Source organism: Burkholderia sp. MR1-5-21 (assembly GCF_053427715.1).
Genome location: NZ_JBSAXD010000003.1, coordinates 70,134 through 86,767, shown reverse-complemented (window position 1 = coordinate 86,767; position 16,634 = coordinate 70,134). Strand labels below are relative to the sequence as shown.

The 16,634-nt window shown below is 68.8% G+C and carries 14 protein-coding genes; 9 read left to right on the top strand and 5 right to left on the bottom strand.

Translation table 11 applies throughout. The features are described 5' to 3' along the window. Positions 1 to 190 precede the first annotated feature (190 nt). From eat to eutC, 3 genes are all read left to right on the top strand, one after another. The gene (eat, locus tag ACV229_RS04995) at positions 191 to 1,603 is read left to right on the top strand and encodes an ethanolamine permease (RefSeq protein WP_448082018.1); all 1,413 of its coding nucleotides are present in this window, start codon (positions 191 to 193) and stop codon (positions 1,601 to 1,603) included. A gap of 90 nt (positions 1,604 to 1,693) precedes the next feature. Then, positions 1,694 to 3,091, top strand: a complete 1,398-nt coding sequence (locus ACV229_RS04990; protein WP_448082017.1) for an ethanolamine ammonia-lyase subunit EutB — start codon at positions 1,694 to 1,696, stop codon at positions 3,089 to 3,091. Continuing rightward, complete coding sequence (gene eutC, locus ACV229_RS04985) at positions 3,088 to 3,882, top strand: ethanolamine ammonia-lyase subunit EutC (protein ID WP_448082016.1); 795 nt, start codon at positions 3,088 to 3,090, stop codon at positions 3,880 to 3,882. Before ACV229_RS04990 ends, eutC begins: the two co-directional genes overlap by 4 nt. Here the strand turns inward: eutC and ACV229_RS04980 are convergent. Beyond that, positions 3,875 to 4,759: a LysR family transcriptional regulator gene (locus ACV229_RS04980; protein ID WP_448082015.1), complete on the bottom strand. Its 885-nt coding sequence runs from the start codon at positions 4,757 to 4,759 to the stop codon at positions 3,875 to 3,877. The genes eutC and ACV229_RS04980 overlap by 8 nt on opposite strands. A 145-nt stretch (positions 4,760 to 4,904) precedes the next feature. Between ACV229_RS04980 and ACV229_RS04975 the strand changes: the two genes are divergently transcribed. Next, positions 4,905 to 6,422 (top strand): MFS transporter, encoded by a 1,518-nt coding sequence (locus tag ACV229_RS04975; protein WP_448082014.1) that lies wholly within the window; start codon positions 4,905 to 4,907, stop codon positions 6,420 to 6,422. Between the two features lie 51 nt (positions 6,423 to 6,473). Here ACV229_RS04975 and ACV229_RS04970 read toward each other — a convergent pair whose 3' ends face one another. Continuing rightward, entirely contained in the window at positions 6,474 to 6,902 is a 429-nt protein-coding gene (locus tag ACV229_RS04970; RefSeq protein ID WP_448082013.1) for a pyridoxamine 5'-phosphate oxidase family protein, read from the bottom strand. 319 nt (positions 6,903 to 7,221) lie between these two features. Between ACV229_RS04970 and exaC the strand changes: the two genes are divergently transcribed. From exaC to ACV229_RS04955, 3 genes are all read left to right on the top strand, one after another. Next, entirely contained in the window at positions 7,222 to 8,748 is a 1,527-nt protein-coding gene (gene exaC, locus ACV229_RS04965) for an acetaldehyde dehydrogenase ExaC (RefSeq protein ID WP_448082012.1), read from the top strand. A 282-nt stretch (positions 8,749 to 9,030) separates the two neighbouring features. Further along, entirely contained in the window at positions 9,031 to 9,579 is a 549-nt protein-coding gene (locus tag ACV229_RS04960; protein ID WP_448082011.1) for a hypothetical protein, read from the top strand. 384 nt (positions 9,580 to 9,963) lie between these two features. Continuing rightward, on the top strand, positions 9,964 to 10,998 hold the full coding sequence (locus tag ACV229_RS04955) for a helix-turn-helix domain-containing protein (protein WP_448082010.1): 1,035 nt from the start codon (positions 9,964 to 9,966) through the stop codon (positions 10,996 to 10,998). 183 nt (positions 10,999 to 11,181) lie between these two features. Here ACV229_RS04955 and ACV229_RS04950 read toward each other — a convergent pair whose 3' ends face one another. Both ACV229_RS04950 and ACV229_RS04945 read right to left on the bottom strand, forming a co-directional pair. Continuing rightward, positions 11,182 to 12,276 (bottom strand): glycosyltransferase family 9 protein, encoded by a 1,095-nt coding sequence (locus ACV229_RS04950; RefSeq protein ID WP_448082009.1) that lies wholly within the window; start codon positions 12,274 to 12,276, stop codon positions 11,182 to 11,184. After that, positions 12,273 to 13,976: a thiamine pyrophosphate-binding protein gene (locus ACV229_RS04945; protein ID WP_448082008.1), complete on the bottom strand. Its 1,704-nt coding sequence runs from the start codon at positions 13,974 to 13,976 to the stop codon at positions 12,273 to 12,275. The genes ACV229_RS04950 and ACV229_RS04945 overlap by 4 nt, the downstream gene beginning before the upstream one ends. A 492-nt stretch (positions 13,977 to 14,468) precedes the next feature. Here ACV229_RS04945 and vapB point away from each other — a divergent pair, with 492 nt between their 5' ends. Together vapB and ACV229_RS04935 are read left to right on the top strand one after the other, a co-directional pair. Next, on the top strand, positions 14,469 to 14,705 hold the full coding sequence (vapB, locus tag ACV229_RS04940; RefSeq protein ID WP_448082007.1) for a type II toxin-antitoxin system VapB family antitoxin: 237 nt from the start codon (positions 14,469 to 14,471) through the stop codon (positions 14,703 to 14,705). Further along, a complete protein-coding gene (locus ACV229_RS04935) occupies positions 14,705 to 15,106 on the top strand; it encodes a PIN domain-containing protein (RefSeq protein WP_448082006.1) in 402 nt (133 codons plus the stop codon). Before vapB ends, ACV229_RS04935 begins: the two co-directional genes overlap by 1 nt. Before the next feature lie 103 nt (positions 15,107 to 15,209). On the opposite strand, the gene ACV229_RS04930 is transcribed toward ACV229_RS04935, so the two are convergent. Then, positions 15,210 to 16,598 (bottom strand): L-serine ammonia-lyase, encoded by a 1,389-nt coding sequence (locus tag ACV229_RS04930; protein WP_448082005.1) that lies wholly within the window; start codon positions 16,596 to 16,598, stop codon positions 15,210 to 15,212. Positions 16,599 to 16,634: the final 36 nt, after the last annotated feature.

Sequence of the window (16,634 nt, the reverse complement as noted above, 5' to 3'; positions counted from 1 at the left end):
GGCTGCACGGGTCTGTTGTACGCGAGCATTTCTGTAGGCGAAATGTCAGCACGGACCTTTGCCGAATTTCGATAACACCACGTTTAATGACTCACTAGCATCGATTCTCAACCGTGCAGACCGGCCCCGGCGCACCCGCCCTCGCGGCGCGCCAGACGAGCGGGCCGTCGCGCGCCCTAAGGAGAAACCGATGAAAGCAGAGTCGAATGGCCGGCCCGCCGCCGGCGCCAAGTCGTCCGGCCAGCCCGCGCTGCAGCAGACGCTCGGGACCTGGCAACTGTGGGGCATCGCGGTCGGCCTCGTGATTTCCGGCGAGTACTTCGGCTGGAGCTACGGCTGGGCGAGTGCGGGCACGCTGGGCTTCGTGATCACCGCGCTGTTCGTCGCGGCGATGTACACGACCTTCATCTTCAGCTTCACCGAGCTGACCACGTCGATTCCGCATGCGGGCGGCCCGTTCGCATACGCGCGCCGCGCGTTCGGCCCGACGGGCGGCTATCTCGCCGGCGCGGCGACGCTCGTCGAGTTCGTGTTCGCGCCGCCCGCGATCGCGCTCGCGATCGGCGCCTACCTGCACGTGCAGTTTCCGGGACTCGAGCCGAAGCACGCGGCGATGGGCGCATATCTGGTGTTCATGGCGCTCAACATCGTCGGCGTGCAGATCGCCGCGACCTTCGAACTTGTCGTGACGCTGCTCGCGATCTTCGAGCTGCTGGTGTTCATGGGCGTCGTGTCGCCGGGCTTCGCGTGGAGCAACTTCGTGAAGGGCGGCTGGGCCGGCGCCGATCACTTCAGCGTCGGCGCGTTCCACGGGATGTTCGCGGCGATCCCGTTCGCGATCTGGTTCTTCCTCGCGATCGAAGGCGTCGCAATGGCGGCCGAGGAAGCGAAGAACCCGAAGCGCTCGATCCCGATCGCGTATGTCGCGGGCATCCTGACGCTCGTCGCGCTCGCGATCGGCGTGATGGTGTTCGCCGGCGGCGCGGGCGACTGGACCAAGCTCGCGAACATCAACGACCCGCTGCCGCAGGCGATGAAGTACATCGTCGGCGCGAACAGCGGCTGGATGCACATGCTCGTGTGGCTCGGGCTGTTCGGCCTGGTCGCGTCGTTCCACGGGATCATCCTCGGCTATTCGCGCCAGATTTTCGCGCTCGCCCGTGAAGGCTACCTGCCGGAGTGGCTCGGCAAGGTGCATCCGCGCTTCAAGACCCCGCATCGCGCGATTCTCGCGGGCGGCGTGGTCGGCATCGCGGCGATCTACAGCGACGAGCTGATCCAGTTCGGCGGCCAGACGCTGACCGCCAATATCGTGACGATGTCGGTGTTCGGCGCGATCGTGATGTATATCGTCAGCATGGCCGCGCTGTTCAAGCTGCGCCGCGCGCAGCCGAACATGGCCCGCCCGTTCCGCGCGCCGCTGTATCCGTTCTTCCCGGCGTTCGCGATCATCGCCGCGATCATCTGTCTCGGTACGATGGTGTACTTCAACGGGCTCGTCGCGATGGTGTTCGTCGTGTTCCTCGCGCTCGGCTACGCGTACTTCCTCGCGACCCGCGCGCAGCGCGAGGGCGCGCCGGGCGACGCGCTGCTCGAGGAATGAAGGCGAAGGGCCGCTGGAACGGTCATTGAAGCGGCATCCGGCGCGCCCGCTGCATGGCGCGCCGACGGTTTTTGCAAGGAGACTCGCAGAATGTCCTACACGGAGACGATCGGTCCGCGCACGTACCGCTTCGCGGACCTGAAGACGCTGCTCGCGAAGGCGAGCCCGCTGCGCTCCGGCGACCAGCTCGCCGGCGTCGCGGCGGCAAGCGAGGAGGAGCGCGTCGCCGCGAAGATCGCGCTCGCCGGCGTGCCGCTCAAGGCGTTCCTGAGCGAAGCGCTGGTTCCGTATGAAGACGACGAGGTCACGCGCCTCATCGTCGACGATCACGACGCGCAGGCCTTCGCGGAGATTTCGCACCTGACGGTCGGCGACTTCCGCAACTGGCTGCTGTCGCCCGCGGCGGATGGCGCGGCGCTCGAGCGGATCGCGCCGGGCCTCACGCCGGAGATGGTCGCGGCCGTGTCGAAGCTGATGCGCAACCAGGACCTGATCGCGGCGGCGAGAAAGCGCCGCGTCGTCACGCGCTTTCGCAACACGGTCGGGCTGCCGGGACGGATGTCGGTGCGGCTGCAGCCGAACCATCCGACCGACGACGTGAAGGGGATTGCCGCGTCGATGCTCGACGGCCTGATGTACGGCTGCGGCGACGCGATGATCGGCATCAACCCGGCGACCGACAGCCTCGCCGCGATCGTCAAGCTGCTCACGATGATCGACGGGTTCCGCGAACGCTACCGCGTGCCGACGCAGTCGTGCGTGCTCACGCACGTGACGAACACGATCGCGGCGGTCGAGAAGGGCGCGCCGGTCGACCTCGTGTTCCAGTCGATCGCAGGCACCGAGAAGGCGAACGCGAGCTTCGGGATCTCGCTCGCGCTGCTCGGCGAGGCGCGCGAGGCGGCGCTGTCGCTGAAGCGCGGCACGGTCGGCAACAACCTGATGTACTTCGAGACGGGACAGGGCAGCGCGCTGTCGGCGAACGCGCACCACGGCGTCGACCAGCAGACCTGCGAGGTGCGCGCGTACGCGGTCGCGCGCAAGTTCGAGCCGTTCCTCGTGAACACGGTGGTCGGATTCATCGGGCCCGAATACCTGTACGACGGCAAGCAGATCATCCGCGCGGGGCTCGAGGATCACTTCTGCGGGAAGCTGCTCGGCGTGCCGATGGGCTGCGACATCTGCTACACGAACCATGCGGAAGCGGACCAGGACGACATGGACACGCTGCTGACGCTGCTCGGCGCGGCGGGCATCAACTTCATCATGGGGATTCCGGGCGCCGACGACGTGATGCTGAACTACCAGAGCACGTCGTTCCACGACCAGCTGTACGTGCGCGAGGTGCTCGGCCTGCGTCGCGCGCCGGAGTTCGAGGAATGGCTGGAGACGATGGAGATCGCCGATGCGCACGGCGCGTTGCGGGCCGCGTCGGCCCGCGTGCCGCTGCTGGCCGGCGCGAACGACTGGATGGGGTTGTCAGCATGAGCGATGCCGTCGAAAAGAATCCGTGGGGCCAGCTGAAGTCGTTCACGAACGCGCGGATCGCGCTCGGCCGCGCGGGCAACAGCCTGCCGACCGCGCCGCTGCTGGCCTTCAACCTGTCGCATGCGCAGGCGCGCGACGCCGTGCATCAGCCGCTCGACGCCGATGCGTTGCGGCGCGAGATCGAGGCGGCCGGCCTGCTGCCGACGCTCGGCGTGCAGAGCGCCGCGCCGGACCGCGACCACTATCTGCGCCGGCCCGATCTCGGCCGCAAGCTGTCGGACGACAGCCGCGGGCTGCTCGCCGGCTACGGCGCGGCGCTCGACGATGCGCCCGACGTCGTGTTCGTGGTCGGCGACGGGCTGTCCGCGTTCGCGGCCGCGAAGCAGGCATTGCCGCTGCTGCAGGCGGTGCGGCCGCGGCTCGAAGCGGACGGCTGGCGGATCGGGCCGGTGGTCGTCGCGCGGCAGGCGCGCGTCGCGCTCGGCGACGAGATCGGCGAACTGCTGCGCGCGTCGCTCGTCGCGATGCTGATCGGCGAGCGGCCGGGCCTCAGCTCGCCGGACAGCCTCGGCGTCTATCTGACCTGGGCGCCGAAGGTCGGCTGCCACGACGCGCTGCGCAACTGCATCTCGAACGTGCGGCCCGAAGGGCTGCCGTACGACGCGGCCGCGCACAAGCTGCACTACCTGATGACGCATGCGCGGCGGCTGAAGCTGACGGGTGTCGGGCTCAAGGACGACAGCGACGCGCTGCTGCCGGAGGCGGAGACCGAACGGATCGGCGCTACCTGAACAGCCGCTCGCACAGAAAATCGACGAACACCCTGAGCTTCGGCGACAGCTGCCGGCTCGACGGCCACACGATCGAAAACTGGCCGGGCGCGATCCGGTAGGCGTCGAGCACCGTCACGAGCGCGCCGTGTTCGAGCGCGTCGCGCGCGAGGAAGTCGGGCATGTAGCCGATGCCGAGGCCTGCGAGCACGGCGCCGCGCAGCGCTTCCATGTTGTTGCAGGTCATCGCGGTGCGCAGCTTCAGCGGCGTGCCGTCGTCGGCCGCGAGCGCCCAGTCCTGCAGCTTGCCCGTCGTCGGGAAGCAGTAGCGCACGCAGTCGTGCGCCTCCAGGTCGCGCGGCACGCGCGGCGTGCCGGCCTGCGCGAGATACGCGGGCGTCGCGCACAGCACGAACCCGAACGGGCCGAGCCGCCGCGACATCAGGCTCGAATCCGACAGCTGCCCGCTGCGGATCGCCGCGTCGAACCCGCCTTCGACGACGTCCACCATCCGGTCGTTGAAATCGAGGTCCAGCTCGACGTCCGGATAGCGCCGCCGGAACTCGGGCAGCACCGGCAGCAGGAACCGGTAGCCGATCACGGGCAGGCTCACGCGCAGCTTGCCGCGCGGCCGTTGCGCGGACTCGGTTACCACGGCTTCCGCGTCGCGGAAATCCTCGAGGATCCGCTGGCAGCGTTCGTAGAAGTGGCGGCCCTCGTCGGTGAGCGTCACGCGGCGCGTCGTGCGGTGAAAGAGGCGCACGCCGAGCGACTGTTCGAGCTTCGCGATCGTCTTGCCGACCGCCGATGCCGAAATGCCGAGCGCGCGGCCGGCCGCGACGAAGCTCAGCGTTTCAGCAGTCCGGACGAACGCGACGATGCCGTTCAGGTTGTTCATCGATGCTCTGATCGCGGGCGATGGCGTTGAGATTCAGGAATTCTAGTCCGCTATATGCGGAATCCTGCGTGGTTTTTCGGCGATTGAATCGGATTTATCTTCTGTCGCTCTGACGGCGCTCGCGCCGGGTTTTCGAGGAGCGATGATGGATCACACGTTTTCCGCAGCGTCGACGCGCCGCCGCACGTTCGTGCTCGCCGCCGTCTGCATGGCCGCCGTCGCGCTGCCGCTCGGCTTTGCCGGCGGCGCGGTCGCGACGCCCGCGATCGGCCGTGACCTGCACGGCGGGCCGGTTGCGCTGACCTGGATCACGAACGCGTTCATGCTCGCGTTCGGCAGCTTTCTGATGGCGGCCGGCGCGTTGGCCGACCAGTACGGCCGCAAGCGCGTGTTCGCGATCGGCGTCGGCGGCTTCACGCTGCTGTCGGTCGCGCTCGCGTTCGCGCCGTCGATGCTCGCGGTCGACCTGCTGCGCGCGGCGCAAGGTCTCGCCGCTGCGGCTGCGCTCGCGGGCGGCACGGCGGCGCTCGCGCAGGAGTTCGACGGCGCGGCGAGCACGCGCGCGTTCAGCCTGCTCGGCACGACGTTCGGCATCGGTCTCGCGTTCGGGCCCGTGCTCGCCGGCTGCCTGATCGAGCGCTACGGCTGGCGTGCGATCTTCGTCACGGGTGCGGCGGCCGGCGCGCTGTCGCTTGCGTTCGGGCTGCCGCGGATGCACGAATCGCGCGATCCGCATGCGAAGGGGCTCGACTGGCCCGGCACCGCCGCGTTCACGGCCGCGCTGACGCTGTTCACGTTCGGCGTGATCGAGGCCGGCGCGCGCGGCTGGGCGAGCCCGCTCGTCGTCGCGCTGCTCGGCGGCGCGGCGTTGGGCGCACTCGCGTTCGTCGCGATCGAGACGCGCGTCGCGCGGCCGATGCTCGACCTGTCGCTGTTCCGCATTGCGCGCTTCGTCGGCGTGCAGGTGCTGCCCGTGTCGACCTGCTGCTGCTACATCGTGCTGCTCGTCGTGCTGCCGCTGCGCTTCATCGGCATCGACGGCTTCAGCGAGTTCGACACCGGCTGGCGGATGCTCGCGATCTCCGCGCCGATGCTCGTCGTGCCGCTTGTCGCGGCGACGCTCACGCGCTGGCTGTCGGCCGGCGTGATTTCGGGGCTCGGGCTCGTAGTCGCGGCTGCGGGGCTCGTGTGGCTGGACGTCGCGCTGCGCGGCGGCGCGGGGCCGGCGGCGATCGCGCCGATGCTCGCGATCGGTGTCGGGGCCGGGATGCCGTGGGGGCTGATGGACGGGCTGTCGGTCAGCGTCGTGCCGAAGGAGCGCGCGGGGATGGCGACCGGGATCTTCAGCACGACGCGGGTCGCGGGCGAGGGAATCGCGCTCGCGATCGCCGGCGCGGTGCTGGCGGCGCTCGCGCAGGCGGGGCTGCGGGCGGCGTCCGCGCCGGGCGCGACGCCCGACGCGCTGGCCGGCGCGGCCGCGCGGCTCGCGACGGGCGATCTGAGCGGCGCGCAGGCCGTGTTGCCGCATGCCGCACGCGCGGTGCTGCTCGCGACCTATTCGCATGCGTTCGACGATCTGCTGATCGGGCTCGCGGTCATCACGCTGCTGTGCGCAGCCGTCGTGTTCGTGTTCCTCGGCGGCCGGCAGGCGGCCGGCACCTGAGCGGCACCTGAGCGGCACCTGAGCGGCACCTAAGCAGGACCTAAGCAGGACCTAAGCGGGAACGAGCGCGGGCAGCGCGGCATCCGCGCGCCGATGCGCGCGATCGACCGCAACGACGACATAGCGCTGCGCGGTCGGCCACACGTGCGCCCAGCGGCGCGCGTCTTCGTCGATGATCGCGCGGCCTTGCACGAGCCACGTGGTCTTGTGCGCAAAATCGACGAACAGCAGCGCGATGCCGGGGTTCACGAGCAGGTTGCCGATCGTGTTGAACAGGTTGTTGCCCGCGAAATCGGGCAGCACGAGCGTGCCGGCGTCGAGCACGTCGACGAGCGGTTCGAATGTGCCGTCGCCGCGTGGTTGCCGCCCGCGGTACGAGCAGTCGCTGTCGCCGGCCGCATTCGCGGTCGCGACGATCAGGAACGCCTGCTCGCGCATGAACGCGATCGCGTCGGCGGAAAGGGGGCCGAGAGGATTCATGGTGTCGATGAACGCTGAGGAACGCGTAACGTTGAAACGCAAGCGACATGCCACCGGCCCCCATCGTGTCATTGCGCGATCGCGCGTTGCCGGCCCGCTGCGACTGTTGGAATTTCGAACGCCCGGCGCATCGCGGATCAATCGCGGTGTTCAGGTTTGGAGCAGTCGCCTGTTCCACGCCGGCGCGGCGCATCGCGCGCGGCCGTGCCGGCGGCATCGGCTCACGCATCGGCTTCGTTTGGCATGCATGTTGCGTAAACGGTCAAGCGCAACCAACCGGCGCTGCATTCCGACAAGCATGATGAACAGGAGACATGTGATGAACCCGTTTGACCTGAAACAACTGGGCCTCGACGTCGAATATCCGTACCGTCAGCAGTACGACAACTACATCGGCGGCAAGTGGGTGCCTCCGGTCAAGGGCGAGTACTTCGAGAACGTGTCGCCGATCAACGGCCAGCCGTTCTGCCGCGTGCCGCGCTCGAGCGCCGACGACATCGAGGTCGCGCTCGATGCGGCGCACGCCGCGCGCCGCAAGTGGGGCAAGACGTCCACGACCGAGCGGGCGAACCTGCTGCTCGCCGCGGCCGAACGCATGGAAAAGAACCTGAAGCTGCTCGCCGTCGCCGAAACGATCGACAACGGCAAGCCGCTGCGCGAGACGATGGCGGCCGATCTGCCGCTCGCCGTCGACCACTTCCGCTATTTCGCAGGCTGCATCCGCGCGCAGGAAGGCGGGATCTCCGAGATCGACGACAACACGGTCGCGTACCACTTCCACGAGCCGCTCGGCGTCGTCGGCCAGATCATCCCGTGGAACTTCCCGCTGCTGATGGCCGCATGGAAGCTGGCGCCGGCGCTCGCGGCCGGCTGCTGCATCGTGATGAAGCCGGCCGAGCAGACGCCCGCGTCGGTGCTCGTGCTGATGGAGCTGATCGGCGACCTGTTCCCGCCGGGCGTGATCAACATCGTGAACGGCTTCGGCAAGGAAGCCGGCGAAGCGCTCGCGACCAGCAAGCGTATCGCGAAGATCGCGTTCACGGGCTCGACGCCGGTCGGCCGGCACATCCTGCACGCGGCCGCCGACAACCTGATTCCGTCGACGGTCGAGCTCGGCGGCAAGAGCCCGAACATCTTCTTCGCCGACGTGCTCGACCAGGACGACGCGTTTCTCGACAAGGCGCTCGAAGGCCTCGCGATGTTCGCGCTGAACCAGGGCGAGGTGTGCACGTGCCCGTCGCGCGTGATGATCCAGGAGTCGATCTACGATCGCTTCATCGAGAAGGCCGTCGCGCGCGTCGAGCGCATCAAGGCCGGCCACCCGCTCGACCCGACGACGATGATCGGCGCGCAGGCATCGCAGCAGCAGCTCGACAAGATCCTGTCGTACATCGACATCGGCCGCGGCGAAGGCGCGCAATGCCTGACGGGCGGCGAGCGCACGGCGCCGGCCGCGGAACTCGGCACCGGCTACTACGTGAAGCCGACGATGCTGCTCGGCAACAACAAGATGCGCGTGTTCCAGGAAGAGATCTTCGGGCCGGTGGCGTCGGTGATGACGTTCAAGGACGAGCAGGAAGCGATCGAACTCGCGAACGACACGTACTACGGTCTCGGTGCGGGCGTGTGGACGCGCAACGGCACGCGCGCGTACCGGATGGGCCGCGAGATCGAGGCCGGGCGCGTGTGGACCAACTGCTACCACCTGTACCCCGCGCACGCGGCGTTCGGTGGCTACAAGCAGTCGGGCATCGGCCGCGAGACGCACAAGGTGGCGCTGTCGAACTATCAGCAGACCAAGTGCCTGCTCGTCAGCTACCAGGCCGAGGCGCTCGGGTTCTTCTGATCGTCGTTTGCTGCCGTTCGTGTTCAGGCGCGCGTGCGCCTGAACGCGGGCCGGGCCGCATGGGTGCGGGTTGCCGCTCGGCGCGCCGCCGGTGGCTGTTTCATCGGCGCCCGAGTCGACGGCAGCGCCGCTTCAGCAGTCCGGCCCTTTCGATGGGGCTGACCGACGTGCGCCGCCCGCCGCTGCTGGCGGGCGTGCCTGCTTGCTTGCCACCGGCAATCCCGGCGCCGGCCGGTCGTGGCGGGCGGCATCCCGAGCCGGCGCGACCCGCAAGGAGCCGACATGGCGGAACCGATTCGACCGACTTCCCGGCATCCGGTCTTTCACGACGGTGAGCTCGACGCGCATCGCCGGTTCGGCGTCTCGGACGAGGCCGAGCGCATGAGCGACGTCGTGACAACGCGCGTGAGCATCGGCGTGCGGCAATTCATCGAGACGCAACCCTTCATGTTCGTCGGCACCGGATGCGGCGGCCGCGCGAGCGTGACCTGCGACATCGTGCAGTCGATGCACGACGCGAACGGCGAATGGTTGCCGGTGGTCAGGGTGCTCGATACGAAGACGCTGCGGTTCGCGCTGCCCGCGGCCGGCGACGATGTCCGGATCGACGCGGCGCATTGCGACGGCAACGGGGTCGGGCTGCTGTTCGTCGATTTCCTGCGCGGCATTCGCTATCGGATCAACGGCCGGGCGGTCGTGCGCAACGATCTGTCCGACGGCGACGCGGCACCCTGGCCGGCGAGCTGTCCGATCGTCGAGCTGGCAGTCGCGCAGGCTTATGGCAATTGCGGCACGCGCGTCGTGCGGTTGCGGCCGGGAGGCGGCGCGTGATACGGCGCGTGATACGGCGCGTGATACCGCGTGCGGCGGCCAGGCGTGGCGAGGGTCGCTCGGGGGCGAGCATGCTTGTCCGGCGCGCGATCCGGCCGGGACGCGCACTAGCCCGGTGCAGCCCGCACACGCTATCCCGGTCAGCACGCATTGCGCGTGCGTGCGCGCCGTCGTTGAATGACGGGCTTCGCGCCGGATCGCAAGCGGCACGTCCGCGATTCGGCACGGGACTTGCATGCGATGCAGGGTTCCGGGCGGGTATGGGGCCAGAGGGTGAAGCATGGGGCCGGAGCAGATGCTGAAGAAGGGCAACCCCGGTCGACCTCCGAGCATGGGATCCGGTCATGCGCTGACGCGCCGGCTCAGGCCGACAGGAGAAACATGATGAGTGAACGAGTGGCGCACACCGGCGAACCGACGGCCGAGGACACGCGGCGCAACGCGCACGGCGACGACGCGTCGGCCGGGCAGGCCGTGGTCAGCGTTGCGCACGACGCCGACGAACAGGCGCGCAACCTGATCGGCTGGCGGCAGACCTACGACCAGCTCGCGGCGGGCCGCTTCGTCGGCACGCTGACCGAGCTGCCGCTCGACACGATGAAGCTGTTCCGCGAATCGACGAGCCACCTGCTGCGCCAGGCGTGCGAGGTGCGCGGCGACGCGTACTGGTTCGGCATCCCGCTCGTGCGCGACGGCACGGCGCGCGTCGACGCGTGCCGGATCGTGGCCGGCGCGCTTGCGTTCCGGCCCGGCAACGTCGAATTCGAATTGCTGACGCCCGCGCAGTTCTCGATCTACGGCGTCGTCGTGCGCGGCGACGTGCTGCGCCGCTATGCGGAGCAGGTCGAGCGGTGCGGGCTCGACGAGCGCCTGCCGGCGCAGACGGTGATGCAGGTCGGCGAGGCGCGGCTCACGCGGCTGTGCGCGCTGCTCGGGCACCGGCTCGACGACGCGGCCGCTGCTGCGGCGCCGCTGGCCGACCCGCTGCGCAACGACCTGCAGGCCGAGGTGCTCGCCGCGCTGTTCGACGTGTGCGCGCTGCCTGCCGACGGCGCGTCCGGCACTGCGCTGGCGAAGCGCCGCTGGATCGTCGAGCAGGCGCGCGACTACGTGCTCGCGCATCGCACGCGTCCGGTCGGCGTGCCCGAGCTGTGCGAGCAGCTGCACGTGAGCCGCCGCACGTTGCAGTACTGCTTCCAGGACGTGCTCGGGATGGCGCCGGCGACCTATCTGCGCACGCTGCGGCTGAATGGCGCGCGGCGCGACCTGTGCGGCCGCGCGGTCGGGTCCGTGCAGGACGTCGCCGAGGCGTGGGGCTTCTGGCACCTGAGCCAGTTCGCGACCGACTACCGGCGGATGTTCGGCAAGCGGCCGTCCGAGACGCTGCGCGACAGCGTGACGATGGTCGCGATGGGGTGATGCTCGGGTGGCGCAATGGGCAGCGGCGGCACCGACTGCTCATGCATCGTCGGGTCGACGGGCGACCGAGTGCCGGGCGCGGAGCGCGAGGGCGTTCGATGCGGACCCGATGTCCAGGCCGTGAGCCTGACGATGGCGCTCAGGCTAATTGCGGAGCGCCCGGGAATCCGGCGCGGCGAACTGTCACCCCGGCGTGCCTGCGGGATCGCGCACCGCCGGCCAAGCCAGTGCATCCCAGTCGACCGCCCGGTACGCGGCCTCGACCGCCGCCAGGTCGTCCGGCGATTCGCTGCGATGCAATCCGCGCAACGCTTCCGGCACGTCGAGCGCGACTGGCACGCAATGCGGATAGTCGCGCACCCGCAACTCGGGCGCGATCGTCGTGAAGCATGCGAGCGTCGGCACGTCGAGACCGTCGGCGATGTGGACTGCGGCCGTGTCCGACGCGAACAGCAGGCTTGCCCCCTGGATCCACGCGATGAACGCCGTAGTGTCGTGCGCGTATTCGCTGATGTCGACATAGGCCGGATGTGCGAGCCGCCCGAAGCCGACGACCGGCAACTGGTAGCGCCGCACGAGCGCATCGACGAACCCGGCGCGCAACGCGGGCGGCACGCTGCGCACCGCGGTGCTCGCGCTCGGGCAGAACAGCACGTACGGCCGCCGCCATGCGGGCGGCAGCGCGGGCAGCGGCAGCCGCGCGAGCCAGCGGTTGCGTTTCGCGGACGCCGGCAGCGCCGCCGGATCCGCGCCGAGCGCGTCGAGAAAGAAATCGATCATCGGCAGCCGCGCGAACGCGGGCCAGTACAGGTGATTGCCGAGATCGATGCATCGCGCATCGGCGGGCAACGCTCCGATTCGCCACGGCAGCGTGCGCGACGGCGCGACGACGTCGGCGGCGAGTGCATAAAGCGCTTCGACGTATCGCGGCGCACGGGCAGGGCGGTACAGCGTGAAGCGCAGGCCCGGATGCGCATCGCGCAGCGCCGCAAGCGCGGTCAGGCCGATCACCGAATCGCCGAGTGCGACGCCCATCCCGTTGATCACGTGCACGTGCATCCGGTCGTCGTAGTCGAGCCGGAACGGTCGGGTCGCGGCGTGCAGCAGACCGAGCGCGGGCGCGGCCGGCACGTAGCCGACCGCCGGGTTTTCGCCGTGCTCGACGTCATATGGCGCGACGAGCGTGCCGTCCGGTGCGAGCAGCGTGCCGGGCCAGACGAGCGCATCGTCGCGCGACAGCGCCGCGCCGGCCGGGACGGCGCGGGTGTTCATCGTCATTCGCGGCGCGCGCGGCGTCCCTGTTCCCGGATCTGCGCGAGCGTCGCCGCCGGCGTGCTCGCGTCCTGCGGCACGCGGATCTCGATCAGCGCGGGCAGTCCGCAGGTCAGCGCACGCTCGAGCGCGGGTGCGAAATCGACGGTGCGCTCGACCGTCTCGCCGTGTGCGCCAAACGCGCGCGCATACGCGGCGAAATCGGGGTTCGTGAGCCCCGTGCCATGCACGCGCCCGGGGTAGTTGCGCTCCTGATGCATGCGGATTGTGCCGAAATGACCGTTGTTGACGACGATCACGACGATGTTGAGCCCGTACTGCATCGCGGTGGCGAGCTCGCTGCCGGCCATCATGAAGCAGCCGTCGCCGGCAAGCGCGACGACGGTGCGCGCCGGATACAGCGACTTCGCGGCGAGCGCGGCCGGAATCCCGTAGCCCATCGCGCCGCTCGTCGGCGCGAGCTGCGAGCGGAAATGCCGGTACGCGAAATGCCGGTGCAGCCAGATTGCGTAGTTGCCGGCGCCGTTGGTCAGGATCGCGTCGTGCGGCAGGCGCTCGCGCAGTTGCACCATCACGTCGCCGAGCTGGACGTCGCCGGGCATCGGCAGCGGTGCGTGCCATTCGAGATAGGCGCGATGCGCGTCGGCCGCGCTGCCGGCCCACGCGGGCGCGGCCGGCGGTTCGAGCGCGGCGACGAGCGCCGCGATTTCCGGCATCCCCGACACGATCGGCAGGTCCGCTGCATAGACGCGGCCAAGCTCGTCCGCGCCCTGGTGGACGTGGATCAGCGTCTGGCGGGTCTTCGGGATGTCGAGCAGCGTGTAGCCGCCGGTCGTCGCTTCACCGAGGCGCGGGCCCAGCGCGAACAGCAGGTCGGCGTCGCGGATGCGCTTCGCGAGTGCGGGATTGATGCCGAGCCCGACGTCGCCCGCGTAGTTCGGGTGCGCGTTGTCGAACGTGTCCTGGTAGCGGAACGCGCACGCGACGGGCAACTGCCAGCGTTCGACGAAGGTGCGCAGGTTCGCGCACGCGTCGGGCGTCCAGCCGCTGCCGCCGACGACGAGGAACGGCCGCTCCGCGCGGGAAATCCGCTCGCGCAATTCGTCGATCTGCGCGGCGGACGGCGCGGCCGCGACGCGCTTCGCGGGCGGCGCGACCGGCTGCGGCGCGCACGGCTCGGACAGCACGTCTTCCGGCAGCGCGAGCACGACCGGTCCGGGCCGGCCGGCGGTCGCGACGTGGAATGCGTGGCTCAGGTATTCGGGAAGGCGGCGCGGGTCGTCGATCTGCGCGACCCATTTCGCCATCTGGCCGAACATCCGGCGGTAGTCGATTTCCTGGAACGCTTCGCGGTCGAGATGCTCGCGCGCGCACTGGCCGATGAACAGGATCATCGGCGTCGAGTCCTGGAACGCGGTGTGCACGCCGATCGACGCGTGCGTCGCGCCGGGCCCGCGCGTGACGAACGCGATGCCGGGGCGGCCGGTCAGCTTGCCGACCGCCTCCGCCATGTTCGCGGCGGCCGCCTCGTGGCGGCACACGACCGTCTGGATGCGCGCGGTGTCGTCCGCGAGCGCATCGAGCACGGCGAGGAAGCTCTCGCCCGGCACGCAGAACACGCGTTCGACATGATTGGCGAGCAACGCGTCGACGAGCAGGCGCGCGCCGTTGACGCCGCGCTGCTCGAGATCCGTGGAATGCGACATGGGATGCCGTCTCCCTGGGTAGCGGGACGTACAGCTTACGCCCGATCGGGTGACGGTGAAAAGTGTCGGAACATGGCTGGCCGGAAGGCCAGCTTGTGCGTGGTCGCCAACCGGTGAAAAGTACCGCAACGGGTGCCAGTTCGAATGCCTGTCCCGATCACCGAAATTGTGCTTCCTCAATTCTACGTGCTTGTTCATCGCATCCGGCAAGCCGAACGCGTCGCCGAGGTGCTGCGCGTGCTGCATGTGCGACGGCAGTGGCCGTAGCAAAAGAGGAGTTGGCCTGGGTGACGCCAACTGGCGCCGCCGAAGCGTGGCCGAGGAAAGCGATGGGGCCACGAAGCCGGTGCAATCATGATTGCGCACCCCCAGCCGTCAGGGATGCATGTTCCGCGTCTGGTCGCTGATCGAGGCGATGTACACACATGGATTTACATTCTGCCTGAAGTGGACTAATGTACATCCATCGTACATCCGCATTGGGAGATGACTATGCATACCACCCGAGTGTTCAGGAACGGCAACTCCCAAGCCGTGCGCATTCCTGCGGACCTGGCTTTCGAGCGCAGCGACATCGAACTCGAAATCGAGCGAGTGGGCGATGAAATTCGCATTCGACCGGTGCGGCGGCCATTGGTCGGTGTGATGGAGAAGTTCGCGAAATTCGGGTCGGATTTCATGTCTGACGGACGCGGTGAGCATGAGCAGGCTGAGCGCGAGGGTCTGTGATGCCGCGCTACATGCTCGATACCAACATGTGCATCTACCTGATGAAGAACCAACCGGAGCAGGTCGCGAAGCGCTTTGCGCGGTGTTACGTCGGAGACGTGGTGATGTCGGCGATCACTTATGCCGAGCTCGAATATGGCGTCGCGGTCTGTGCGAATCCCGATCGCGAGCGCCGGAATCTCGCGGCGTTGATCGAGGACATTCCCGTCGCTCCGTTCGATGTGGTGGCGGCGCAGGCCTACGGGCCGGTCCGACAGGCGACACGGGAACGCAAGAAAGACCATCTGGACAAGCTGATCGCCGCACATGCGATTTCGCTCGACGCTGTACTCGTGACCAACAACGAGCGTGATTTTGCGAGCTACCCCGCTGTAAGGCTGGAGAACTGGCTGAACGACTAGGACGCGTTTCCACCCAAGGTGGAAACGCGTCCTACAAAGCGATGCGGAGGGCTGCCTGCCGGAGAAAGTTGACGCTCCCGGAGCCGGCTTTTTCACTGCACCATCAACACTCGACGATATTCACCGCCAGCCCGCCGCGCGACGTTTCCTTGTACTTCGTCTTCATGTCGGCGCCGGTTTCGCGCATCGTCTTGATCACCGAATCGAGCGACACGTAGTGCGTGCCGTCGCCGCGCAGCGCCATGCGCGCCGCGTTGACGGCCTTCACCGACGCCATCGCGTTGCGCTCGATGCACGGAATCTGCACCATCCCGCCGACCGGGTCGCAGGTGAGGCCGAGGTTGTGCTCCATGCCGATCTCGGCCGCGTTCTCGACCTGGCGCGGCGTGCCGCCGAGCACCGCGGCGAGCGCGCCCGCCGCCATCGAGCATGCGACCCCGACTTCGCCCTGGCAGCCGACTTCCGCGCCGGAAATCGACGCGTTGAGCTTGTACAGCACGCCAATCGCGGCGGCCGTCAGCAGGAAATCGATCACCCCTTGCTCGTTCGCACCCGGCGTGAAGCGCGTGTAGTAATGCAGCACCGCCGGGATGATGCCGGCCGCGCCGTTGGTCGGCGCGGTCACGACGCGCCCGCCGGCCGCATTTTCCTCGTTGACCGCGATCGCGTACAGGTTGATCCAGTCGATCATCGACAGCGGATCCTGCAGCGCGCGTTCCGGGCTGCCCGTCAGCGCGCGGTACAGCTGCGGCGCGCGGCGCTTGACCTGGAACGGGCCGGGCAGATGGCCGTCCGCGTCCGGGTTGTCGACGCCGCAGCCGCGCGACACGCACGACTGCATCACGCCCCAGATCTTCAGCAGGCCGTCGCGCGTTTCTTCCTCGGTGTGCCACGCGCGCTCGTTTTCCCACATCAGCTGCGCGATCGACTTGCCGGTCTTTTCGGTGAGCGCGAGCAGCTCCGCCGCGGTGCGGAACGGATGCGTCATCTGCTCGGCCGCGCTCAGCACCTTCGTGTTCGGTGCGCCGGCCGTCACGACGAAGCCGCCGCCGACCGACAGGTAAGTGCGCTCGACGAGCACCGCGCCGCTCGCGTCGGTCGCGCGCAGCTTCATGCCGTTCGGGTGCTCGGGCAGCGCCTGACGGTAGAACGCGATGTGCTCCTTCAGCACGAACGGGATCGGATGCTTGCCGAGCAGCGCGAGCGTCTTCGACGTGCGCACGGCTTCGAGGCGCTCGGCGATCGTGCCGGGATCGACGGTGTCCGGCGCGTCGCCGAGCAGGCCGAGCATCACGCCGCGGTCCGTGCCGTGGCCCTTGCCGGTCGCGCCGAGCGACCCGTACAGCTCGACCTTCACGTTCGCGGTCGCGTCGAGCTGGCCGTCGCGCTCGAGGCCCTGGACGAACATCAGCGCGGCGCGCATCGGGCCGACCGTGTGCGAACTGGACGGGCCGATGCCGATCTTGAAGAGGTCAAACACGCTGACTGCCATTTTCTTTCCTGTATTGCTGAGTGTTGCTGTAAAAAT

Coding starts and splice junctions, on each gene's coding strand:
- eat (WP_448082018.1), top strand. CDS start 191: ATGAAAGCAGAGTCGAATGGCCGGCCCGCCGCCGGCGCCAAGTCGTCC.
- ACV229_RS04990 (WP_448082017.1), top strand. CDS start 1,694: ATGTCCTACACGGAGACGATCGGTCCGCGCACGTACCGCTTCGCGGAC.
- eutC (WP_448082016.1), top strand. CDS start 3,088: ATGAGCGATGCCGTCGAAAAGAATCCGTGGGGCCAGCTGAAGTCGTTC.
- ACV229_RS04980 (WP_448082015.1), bottom strand. CDS start 4,759: ATGAACAACCTGAACGGCATCGTCGCGTTCGTCCGGACTGCTGAAACG.
- ACV229_RS04975 (WP_448082014.1), top strand. CDS start 4,905: ATGGATCACACGTTTTCCGCAGCGTCGACGCGCCGCCGCACGTTCGTG.
- ACV229_RS04970 (WP_448082013.1), bottom strand. CDS start 6,902: ATGAATCCTCTCGGCCCCCTTTCCGCCGACGCGATCGCGTTCATGCGC.
- exaC (WP_448082012.1), top strand. CDS start 7,222: ATGAACCCGTTTGACCTGAAACAACTGGGCCTCGACGTCGAATATCCG.
- ACV229_RS04960 (WP_448082011.1), top strand. CDS start 9,031: ATGGCGGAACCGATTCGACCGACTTCCCGGCATCCGGTCTTTCACGAC.
- ACV229_RS04955 (WP_448082010.1), top strand. CDS start 9,964: ATGAGTGAACGAGTGGCGCACACCGGCGAACCGACGGCCGAGGACACG.
- ACV229_RS04950 (WP_448082009.1), bottom strand. CDS start 12,276: ATGACGATGAACACCCGCGCCGTCCCGGCCGGCGCGGCGCTGTCGCGC.
- ACV229_RS04945 (WP_448082008.1), bottom strand. CDS start 13,976: ATGTCGCATTCCACGGATCTCGAGCAGCGCGGCGTCAACGGCGCGCGC.
- vapB (WP_448082007.1), top strand. CDS start 14,469: ATGCATACCACCCGAGTGTTCAGGAACGGCAACTCCCAAGCCGTGCGC.
- ACV229_RS04935 (WP_448082006.1), top strand. CDS start 14,705: ATGCCGCGCTACATGCTCGATACCAACATGTGCATCTACCTGATGAAG.
- ACV229_RS04930 (WP_448082005.1), bottom strand. CDS start 16,598: ATGGCAGTCAGCGTGTTTGACCTCTTCAAGATCGGCATCGGCCCGTCC.